Source organism: Kitasatospora sp. NPDC004799 (assembly GCF_040609095.1).
In the GTDB taxonomy this organism is placed as follows: domain Bacteria; phylum Actinomycetota; class Actinomycetes; order Streptomycetales; family Streptomycetaceae; genus Kitasatospora.
The window spans coordinates 1-10,140 of record NZ_JBEXJK010000298.1 but is presented as its reverse complement, the minus strand read 5'-3'; the positions used below and the strand labels follow the sequence as shown (position 1 = coordinate 10,140).

The 10,140-nt window shown below is 72.5% G+C and carries 6 protein-coding genes and 1 pseudogene; all 7 read right to left on the bottom strand.

Annotated elements, in window-relative coordinates:
• Positions 1-209 (bottom strand): annotated as a pseudogene (locus ABZW03_RS29385) (hypothetical protein); the annotation flags it as partial.
• Positions 210-433: 224 nt separating this feature from the next.
• On the bottom strand, positions 434-595 hold the full coding sequence (locus ABZW03_RS29380; RefSeq protein ID WP_355264707.1) for a hypothetical protein: 162 nt from the start codon (positions 593-595) through the stop codon (positions 434-436).
• Between the two features lie 286 nt (positions 596-881).
• The gene (serA, locus tag ABZW03_RS29375) at positions 882-2,468 is read right to left on the bottom strand and encodes a phosphoglycerate dehydrogenase (RefSeq protein WP_355264713.1); all 1,587 of its coding nucleotides are present in this window, start codon (positions 2,466-2,468) and stop codon (positions 882-884) included.
• A gap of 241 nt (positions 2,469-2,709) precedes the next feature.
• Entirely contained in the window at positions 2,710-3,708 is a 999-nt protein-coding gene (gene ilvC, locus ABZW03_RS29370) for a ketol-acid reductoisomerase (protein ID WP_355264705.1), read from the bottom strand.
• Positions 3,709-3,874: 166 nt separating this feature from the next.
• Positions 3,875-4,399, bottom strand: coding sequence for an acetolactate synthase small subunit (ilvN, locus tag ABZW03_RS29365; protein ID WP_049657946.1), 525 nt, complete (start codon positions 4,397-4,399; stop codon positions 3,875-3,877).
• Between the two features lie 41 nt (positions 4,400-4,440).
• Complete coding sequence (locus ABZW03_RS29360) at positions 4,441-6,294, bottom strand: acetolactate synthase large subunit (RefSeq protein WP_355264701.1); 1,854 nt, start codon at positions 6,292-6,294, stop codon at positions 4,441-4,443.
• Positions 6,295-6,625: 331 nt separating this feature from the next.
• Positions 6,626-9,580 carry an EAL domain-containing protein gene (locus tag ABZW03_RS29355; RefSeq protein ID WP_355264710.1) on the bottom strand — a complete coding sequence of 985 codons (2,955 nt, stop codon included), beginning with the start codon at positions 9,578-9,580 and terminating at the stop codon, positions 6,626-6,628.
• Positions 9,581-10,140 lie beyond the last annotated feature (560 nt).

Below are 10,140 nucleotides of genomic sequence, written 5' to 3'. Positions count from 1 at the left end.
GAGCCGGCCGGCTCGGTGCCGAGTTCGAGCAGGACGGAGGCCGTTCGGCCCGGCCCGGGCGGTCCGGCGGACGGCGGTCCGGCGGACGGTGGCCCCGCGGTCGGTGGGCCGCCGGCCGCCGGGGTGGCGGCGAGGACGGCGCTTCCGGCCAGCAGGGCCAGGGTGAGGCCGATCCGGGCGGCGGGTCGGCGGACGGGTGGCAGACGCACTGGGCCCTCTCCCCCGGCAGGGGGACTGATCCGCACTCCGTGTCGCTGACGCCCGCCCACGCGAACGTCGATCACCCCTCCGAGGGCCCCAAATTAGGATGATCGCGCCGACGGGCACGAGCAACTTCCCTCGGGCGGAAGGAAGTTGCACTCTACTGGGTGACAATCCGCCGACCCGTACGGCTCATTCGGCGGATGAACGCCACCGGCAGCGCCGGCAGAGCTCAGTGGTGCCCGGTCATGCCGCCGTTGTCCCGGCGGTCCAGCGAGCGCTGCAGGGCGGCGGCCGCGAAGGGGTTCCGCTCGGCGGCCCGGCGGCGGCGCGGGGCGCGGACGGGGGTGGCGGCGGGGGCGGACGGGGCGTGACGGTCGGCGGTCGGCGACATACCGGGCTCCTTGGAAACGGCGCCGCGCGGGGCGGGCGCGAAGAGGGGGAAGGGAGCGCGGGAGCAGGGGTCGCCTGCTCGTGAAGGCGCACGCGCACACGGGCCGCGGACCCTGGCTACAGGGGCGGCACACCGTATGGCCCTTCCACGGTACGACCACGTCCGGGCCGTGTCTGCACGAATACTTGGATTTCCTAGTATCTGAGACGGGTGTCACCCGGGCGGACGCAGCAGGGCCCGGACCGCCGTTCGAACGGCGGTCCGGGCCCTGCTCGGGCGCGGTGGATCAGCCCAGGTCGACCGAGCGCGCGAAGCGGGCGCCGATCTCGGCGGCGATGGCCGACAGCACCTCCTGCGGGATCTCGGTGTCCACCGTGATGGAGGCCAGCGCGCTGCCGCCGTCACGGGCGACCTGCATGCCGGCGATGTTGATGCCCGCGTCGCCGAGGTGCTTGCCGAGCACGCCGACCACGCCGGGGCGGTCCTCGTACTTGAAGAAGGCCATGTGGTCGGTGAGCGCCACGTCCACGTCGAAGGCGTCCACGCCGACGATCTTCTGGGTCTGCTTGGGGCCGGCCAGCGTGCCGGAGATGGCGATCTCCTCGCCGTTCCCGAGCGTGCCGCGGACGGTGATCACGTTGCGGTGCTCGGGGCTCTCGCTGGAGGTGGTCAGGCGGACCTCGACGCCGCGCTCCTGGGCGAACAGCGGGGCGTTGACGTAGGACACCGTCTCCGCCACGACGTCCTCGAACACGCCCTTCAGCGCGGACAGTTCGAGCACCTTCACGTCGTGCTGGGTGATCTCGCCGCGGACCTCGACGTCGAGGCGGACGGCCACCTCGCCGGCCAGCGCGGTGAAGATCCGGCCGAGCTTCTCGGCCAGCGGCAGGCCCGGGCGGACGTCCTCGGCGATCACGCCGCCCTGGACGTTCACCGCGTCCGGCACCAGCTCGCCGGCCAGCGCGAGGCGCACCGACCTGGCGACCGCGATGCCGGCCTTCTCCTGCGCCTCGTCGGTGGAGGCGCCCAGGTGCGGGGTGGCGACCACGTTGTCGAAGGCGAACAGCGGGGAGTCGGTGCACGGCTCCTTGGCGTACACGTCCAGGCCCGCGCCGGCCACCCGGCCCTCGCGCAGCGCGCTCGCCAGCGCCTCCTCGTCCACGATGCCGCCGCGGGCGGCGTTCACAATGCGGACGGTCGGCTTGACCTTGTGCAGCGCCTCGTCGCCGATCAGGCCGATGGTCTCCGGGGTCTTGGGGAGGTGGACGGTGATGAAGTCCGAGACCTCCAGCAGCTCCTCCAGCGAGACCAGCTTGACGCCCATCTGCGCGGCGCGGGCGGCCTGGATGTAGGGGTCGTACGCGACGATCTTCATCCCGAACGCGGACATCCGCTGGGCGACCAGGACGCCGATCCGGCCGAGGCCGACGACGCCGAGGGTCTTCTCGCTCAGCTCGACGCCGGTGTACTTGTTGCGCTTCCACTCGCCCTGCTTGAGCGCGGCGTTGGCCGGCGCGATGTTGCGGGCGACGGAGATCAGCAGGCCGCAGGCGAGCTCGGCGGCGGTGACGATGTTGGAGGTCGGGGCGTTGACGACCATCACGCCGGCCTTGGTGGCGGCGGCGACGTCCACGTTGTCCAGGCCGACACCGGCCCGGGCGACCACCTTGAGCTTGCGGGCGGCGGCCAGCGCCTCGGCGTCGACCTTGGTGGCCGAGCGGATCAGGATCGCGTCGACGTCGGCGATCGCGGTGAGCAGCTCGGTGCGGTCGGCGCCGTTGCAGTGGCGGATCTCGAAGTCGGGGCCGAGGGCGTCCACGGTTGCGGGCGACAGCTCTTCGGCGATCAGAACTACGGCGGTCTTGGATGTCACAGTGCTCACGACAGTGGTCCTTAACTGTCCGGTTCCCCCGGGCACGTAGGTGGCGTGGAGGGCGGGGAAAGGTGGCATGCCGCGTAGGTAGACGCACGACGCTGTGGGCCTGACGCGCACTCGGAGTGTATCGACGGGCTGGGAAGCGGGCTGCTCCCGTCCGGCGAAATCACCCGGACGAGAGCAGCCTACTTGTACAAGGGAGTTACAAAATCGGGGCCGGAAACGCCCCGGAAGGGCCTCAGGCCTTCTGGTCGACCCAGCTCATCAGCGAGCGCAGCTTCTTGCCGGTGGTCTCCAGCAGGTGGTCCTCGTCGGCCTTCTTGTACTCGTTGTACTTGGGCAGACCCGCCTTGTACTCGGCGATCCAGGTGTTGGCGAAGGTGCCGTCCTGGATCTCGGCGAGGACCTTCCGCATCTCGGCCTTGGTGGCGTCGGTGATGATCCGCGGGCCGGTGACGTAGTCGCCCCACTCGGCGGTCTCGGAGACCGACCAGCGCATCTTCTCCAGGCCGCCCTCGTACATCAGGTCGACGATCAGCTTCAGCTCGTGCAGGCACTCGAAGTAGGCGATCTCCGGCTGGTAGCCGGCCTCGACCAGGGTCTCGAAACCGGCCTTCACCAGGGCGGCGGTGCCACCGCAGAGGACGGCCTGCTCACCGAACAGGTCGGTCTCGGTCTCCTCGGTGAAGGTGGTCTTGATGACGCCGGCCTTGGTGGCGCCCAGGCCCTTGGCGTAGGACAGCGCCAGGGCGAAGGCGTTGCCCGTGGCGTCCTGCTCGACCGCGACGATCGCGGGGACGCCGCGGCCCTCCTCGTACTGGCGGCGGACCAGGTGGCCCGGGCCCTTCGGGGCGACCATGCAGACGTCGACGTCCGCCGGGGGCTTGATGAAGCCGTAGCGGATGTTCAGGCCGTGGCCGAAGAACAGGGCGTCGCCGGCCTTCAGGTGCGGGGCGATGTCGGCCTCGTAGACGTCGGCCTGGATCGGGTCCGGGACCAGGATCATGATGACGTCGGCCTCGGCCGCCGCCTCGGCCGGGGTGACGACGCGCAGGCCGGCCTCCTCGGCCTTGGCGCGGGACTTCGACTCCGGCTTCAGGCCGACCCGGACGTCGGCGCCCGAGTCGCGCAGGGACAGCGCGTGGGCGTGGCCCTGGCTGCCGTAGCCGATGACCGCGACCTTGCGGCCCTGGATGATGGACAGGTCGGCGTCGTCTTCGTAGAACAGCTCGGCCACGGGGGCACATCTCCTTGCGTGATGGTTGCCGGGTTCGCGGTGTTCACCGTATGCGGAACCGGCGGTGGTGTGGGTCTTTGCTCGAAAGGTGCCGCGCGCCGCGCGCCGTGGGAAGGGCGGTGGCGGGCGACGGGAGGGAGAGACGGTCGTGGTCCCGCCGCGCGGGTTACGCGCTGCGGTCCAGGGCGCGCAGCGAGCGGTCCGTGATGGAGCGCGCGCCGCGGCCGATGGCGACCAGGCCGGACTGGACCAACTCCTTGATGCCGTAAGGCTCCAGCATCCGGAGCATGGCCTCCAGCTTGTCCGAACTGCCGGTGGCCTCGATGGTCACCGCTTCGGGCGACACGTCGACGGTCTTGGCACGGAACAGCTGGACGATCTCGACGATCTGCGACCGCGTCTCGTTGTCGGCGCGGACCTTCACCAGGACCAGTTCCCGCTGGATCGCAGCGGACTGGTCGAGTTCGACGATCTTTATCACGTTCACGAGCTTGTTGAGCTGCTTGGTGACCTGTTCCAGCGGGAGGTCCTCGACGTTGACCACGATCGTCATCCGGGACACGTCCGGATGCTCGGTCGAGCCGACGGCGAGGGAGTCGATGTTGAAGCCCCGACGGGAGAACAGCGCGGCGATGCGGGCGAGCACGCCGGGCTTGTTCTCGACCAGGACGGAGAGGGTGTGCTTGGACATGTGGTTCCTCGGTCGTTCCTCAGTCGTTCCGGAAGGGGCCGTCAGTCGAGATCGTCGCCGAAGTCGGGGCGCACGCCCTTGGCGAACTGGATCTCGTCGTTGCTCGTGCCGGCCGCGACCATCGGCCAGACCATGGCGTCCTGGTGGACGATGAAGTCGATGACCACCGGGCGGTCGTTGATCGCCATCGCCTGCTCGATGACCGCGTCGAGGTCCTCGGGGCGCTCGCAGCGCAGGCCCACGCAGCCCATCGCCTCGGACAGCAGGACGAAGTCGGGGATCCGGGTGCCCTGGGCCGGCGGCTCGATGCCGTCGTGGCCGGGGCCGGAGTGCAGCACGGTGTTGGAGTAGCGCTGGTTGTAGAACAGCGTCTGCCACTGCCGGACCATGCCCAGCGAGCCGTTGTTGATGACCGCGACCTTGATCGGGATGTCGTTCAGGGCGCAGGTGACCAGCTCCTGGTTGGTCATCTGGAAGCAGCCGTCGCCGTCGATGGCCCAGACCGCGCTCTCCGGGCGGCCGGCCTTGGCGCCCATCGCCGCGGGGACGGCGTAGCCCATCGTCCCGGCGCCGCCCGAGTTGAGCCAGGTGCCCGGCTTCTCGAAGCGGATGAACTGCGAGCTCCACATCTGGTGCTGGCCCACGCCCGCGGCGTAGATCGCCTCGGGGCCGACCAGCTCGCCGATCCGCTCGATCACCTGCTGCGGCGAGAGCTGGCCGTTCGGGGCGGGCTCGTAGCCGAGCGGGTAGGTCTTCTTCCACTCGTCGAGCCGCTCCCACCACTCGGTGTAGTCGCCCTTGTGGCCGGCGTCGAACTCGGCCTGGACGGCGACGATCAGGTCGGCGAGCACCTCGCGGGCGTCGCCGACGATCGGCACGTCCGCCGGGCGGTTCTTGCCGATCTCGGCCGGGTCGATGTCGGCGTGGACGACCTTGGCGTTGGGGGCGAAGCCGTCCAGCTTGCCGGTGACGCGGTCGTCGAAGCGGGCGCCGAGGGTGAACAGCAGGTCGGACTTCTGCAGGGCGGTGACGGCCGGGACGGAGCCGTGCATGCCGGGCATGCCCAGGTGCTGCGGGTGGCTGTCCGGGAAGGCGCCGAGCGCCATCAGGGTGGTGACCACCGGGGCGCCGGTCAGCTCGGCGAGGATCCGCAGCTCGGCGGTGGCCCGCGCCTTGAGCACGCCGCCGCCGACGTACAGCACCGGGCGCTTGGCGCCGACCAGCAGCTTCGCGGCCTCGCGGATCTGCTTGGCGTGCGGCTTGGTCACCGGGCGGTAGCCGGGCAGCGCGGTCTCGACCGGCCAGCGGAAGGTGGTGGTCGCCTGGAGCGCGTCCTTGGCGATGTCGACCAGGACCGGGCCGGGGCGGCCGGTGGCGGCGATGTGGAAGGCCTCGGCGATCACCCGGGGGATCTCGGCCGGGTCGGTGACCAGGTAGTTGTGCTTGGTGATCGGCATCGTGATGCCGCAGATGTCCGCCTCCTGGAAGGCGTCGGTGCCGATCGCCTTGGAGGAGACCTGGCCGGTGATCGCGACGACCGGCACCGAGTCCATGTAGGCGTCGGCGATCGGGGTGACCAGGTTGGTCGCACCCGGGCCGGAGGTCGCCATGCAGACCCCGACCCGGCCGGTGGCCTGGGCGTAGCCGGTGGCGGCGTGACCGGCGCCCTGCTCGTGCCGGACCAGGATGTGGCGCACCTTGACGGAGTCCATCAGGGGGTCGTACGCGGGAAGGATGGCGCCGCCCGGGATGCCGAAGACGGTGTCCGCGCCCACGGCCTCCAGGGAACGGATGAGCGACTGGGCGCCGGTCATGGTCTCGACGACGTGCTGGGGAGCGGGAGCGTTGGCGGCCGGGTTGTCCCCGCGGCGGGGGGATGCGGCGTGCTCGGTCATCTGCCTGTCTCTTCTCGGGTTTTGCCGACCCGGTGCTGCGGGCCCCGGTGCTGCGAGGGTGGGGTCCCGGTCCGGGTCGATCGCCGGCTCTGCCTCAATCGTCCCGCTTGATCCGACGGGTCGGAGGTGTTCGGGCGGTCGGGGCCAGGGGTCTTGCGGAGGTGGAACAGCGTCAGTGCAACAAAAAACCCCTCGTGCCCAAGGGCATGCGAGGGGTGGCGCGTCGGTCTGTCACGAGCAGGGCGTACGAGCCCACTCAGCCGACGCGCCCGCCAAGTACGAGAATTCGGGTGCGCATGGCAACGACCTTCCTCCCGTGCGGGGCGGCGTGTCAAGCAGGTGGGACGACCGTCTCGCCATGCGGACCCCCCGACGGACCAGTACTGGCACGGTGTTCGGGCAGGTCAGGGCCGCCGTGGTGATGTGCGCCACGTCCCGGCGCGGCGTCCGCCCGGGCGCCCGTCCGGCCACTCGTCCGGGTGGGCTCGGCGGCGGCGCCGGGGTACGGGCGGCGGGCCGGGAGCGGGCCCGCCGGGGCGGGCAGCGGGTAGTCGCGGCGGGCCAGCGCCCGGCGCAGCCGGGGCTCGTCCAGCGGCGGGGCGAAGGCCGAGCCCTGGCCCTGCCCGCAGCCCAGCTCCCGCAGCGCGGCGACCTGGCGGGGCAGGTCCACCCCCTCGGCGGCGGTGGCCATCCCGAGGTCGCGGCCGAGCCGCAGCGCGTGCCCGGCCAGGGTGCGGCTGAGCGGGGACTCGCCGAGGTCCTGGACGAGCGTGCGGTCCAGCTTGAGCCCGTCCAGCGGCAGCCGGGCGAGGGCGCCGAGCGAGCCGCCGCCGGCGCCGTACCCGGCCAGCCAGGTGGAGACGCCGAGCCCGCGCAGGGCGGAGAGCCGGCGGCCGAGCTCGTCGGCGAGCGAGTCCGGGCCCATCCGGGCCACCTCGATCACCAGCTCGTCGGCCGGCAGCCCGCTGTCGCGCAGCGCCGCGGCCACCGTCTCGTACAGGCCGGGCGAGCAGAGCCGCTCCACCGAGAGCCGGACGGCCACCGGGACGGGCTCCGGCGCGCCGCGCCCCCGGCCCGGCAGGCCGCGCCGCTCGGCGGCTGCGCTGACCGCCTCCAGGACCAGCCAGCGGGAGAACCGGGTGGCCGCGTCGCCGTGCTCGGTCGAGCGCAGGAACTCGGCCGGGGTGAGCAGCAGGCCGCCCACCGAGCGCCAGCGGGCCTGCGCCTCGACACCCGTCACCGCGCCGCTGCCGAGGTCCACCACGGGCTGGTGGAGCAGCGTGAAGCCGCCCTCCCGGACGGCCAGCCGCAGCCGCTCCTCCAGCTCCGTGCGGCGCTCCAGGTCGGCCCGCATCGCGGGGGTGTAGAGCACCACCCGGCCCTTGCCCTCGGACTTGGCCCGGTACATCGCGAGGTCGGCGTTGCGCATCAGCTCGTCGGCGGCGGCCCTGGGGTCGGCCGCCGGGCCGCGCTCGGGGGTGCCGAAGGCGATGCCGATGCTGGCGGCGACGCTGAGTTCAGCGCCGCCGATCCAGTACGACTCGGAGAGCGCGAGGCGCAGCCGTTCGGCCAGCTCCTGGACCTGGAGGCGGCCGAGCGGGCCGCAGACCAGCGCGGCGAACTCGTCGCCGCCGAACCGGGCGACGGTGTCCCCGCAGCGGACGGCGCTCTGCAGCCGGCGGGCGGCCTGCACCAGCAGTTCGTCGCCGACCTGGTGCCCGGCGGTGTCGTTGACCGCCTTGAAGCCGTCCAGGTCGAGGAAGAGCACCGCGATCCCGGCACCCGTCTCGCCCTGCTGGCCGCGCGAGCCGAGGGCGGCCCGCAGCCGCTGGGTGAACAGCGCCCGGTTGGGCAGGTCGGTGAGCGGGTCGTGGAACGCGTTGTGCTGCAACTGGGCCTGGAGCATGACGCGTTCGGTGACGTCCCGGCTGTTGAGCAGCAGCCCGTCGCGATGTCTGCTGACGGTGGACTCGACGTGCAGCCACTCGCCGGCGCCGGAGCTGATCCGGCACTCGACCCGGGCGGAGGGCACCGCGGTGCCGGGGCTGCGGTGGGCGGCGAGCCGGACCCTGGCGAGGTAGCGGCGGACCTCGGAGAGCACCCGGTCGACGTCCTCGGGGTGGACCAGGTCCAGCAGGTTGCCGCCGACCAGCTCCTCCGGGTCCCGTCCGTAGACGCCGAGCGCGGCCGGGGAGACGTAGGAGAGCACGCCGTTGGCGCCGGCGATCATGATGACGTCGCTGGAGCCCTGCACCAGCGAGCGGAAGTGCGCCTCCTTGTGGGCGAGTTCCTGGGCCAGCGACAGGTTGTCGAGCAGCATCACGCCCTGCCGGAGGATCAGCGCCAGCCCGACGGTGCAGGCCGCCGCGGCCACCACCCGGTCCAGCTCCCGGCCGCCGAGGGCGTTGTAGAGGATCCCGGCGGTGCAGACCGCGGCGGCCGCGTACGGCGTCAGCGCGCTGAAGGTGGTGGCCACCCGGCGGTGCGGCAGGCCGCCGGCCGAGGGGTGCTCGCGCAGCGGACGGCGCCAGCGCGGCGACCACGGCGCCCAGGCCAGCAGCAGGCTGCCGGCGAACCAGCCGGCGTCCAGCAGTTCGCCCGAGTGGTAGCTGCTGCGCAGCTCCGGGGAGGTGAACAGGGCGTCGCAGGTGACGGTGACGGCGAGCGCCAGCATCGCGGTGTGCACGGCCGCCCGGTTGCCGTCCCGGCCGCCGAAGCGCAGCCCGACCACCAGGCTGACCAGCAGGATGTCCAGCACCGGGTAGGCCAGGTTGAGCGCCAGGCGCAGCGGCGAGCCGTCCTCGCCGGCCGCGATCCGGCCGAGCGCCAGGCTCCAGCTGAGGGTGAACAGCGAGCCGGCGATCAGCCAGCCGTCGAGCAGCAGGCAGAGCCAGCCGGCCGCCGTGCGCGGGTGCTGGGCCAGCACCAGGACGCCGGTGATGGCGAGCGGGGCGAACAGCAGGAAGGCGTACTCGGCGAGCGAGTCCCGGGGCAGCGGGGCGCGCAGGACCAGCTCGTACCAGCCCCAGGTGCCGTTGCCGAAGGCGACCATGAGCGAGGAGAGGCCGAACAGCAGCCAGGCCGGGCGGGCGTGCCCGCCGACCGTACAGCCGTACACCAGACAGGACAGCGCGGCCGCCAGCGCCGCCGCGGCCAGGCCGAAGTCGCCCATGAAGACGGACAGTTGGCCCGAGCCCCAGCCGATGGCGGCGCCCGTGGCGTAGGCCAGGCAGAGCCCGCCCAGGACGAACCCGGGCAGCGTGCGGCTCTCCCGGAGCCGGCGCAGCGCGCAGCGGCGGACGGGTGCGGGCACGTCGGCGGCGGACGTGTCGGTGTGCGGTGCTTCCGGCCGTCCGGTTCCGGGCAGCACCGTTTCGGTGGAGCTCACTCGGCCTCTCCCCCTCCGGCCCGGGGCCTCGCGCCCCGGCCACGGGCCACCGGCCGCGCACCTCTCGGACGTGCGCGGTGGACTGGCGCCCCGTCAGGACGGTGGCCCAGGGGGTGGGCGGCCTGCCGGTCGCCGCACCGTACCGATGCTCCCAAAAGGGACCCTACACCAACCCCGTCACTCAACGACACGCACACTCAACTTAGAGTAATGGCGAAAGGGTGGGGAAATGCCCCTGATTCCTATGGATCGACCCGGTTGGCGGCGGCGCGCGGGCGGGGGCTCACGCGGCGCGCACGGGAGCACGCGGCGGCGCCCGAACACCGGTGCCAGGACGGACGAACAGCCGTGCCAGCAGGACGGTCCGGGCCGGGACGGACGACGGGCCCGGACCGGCCGAAGCCGGTTCCGGGCCGTCGAGGCCGGTCAGAGCCGGTTCGGCTCCAGCGAGAAAAACA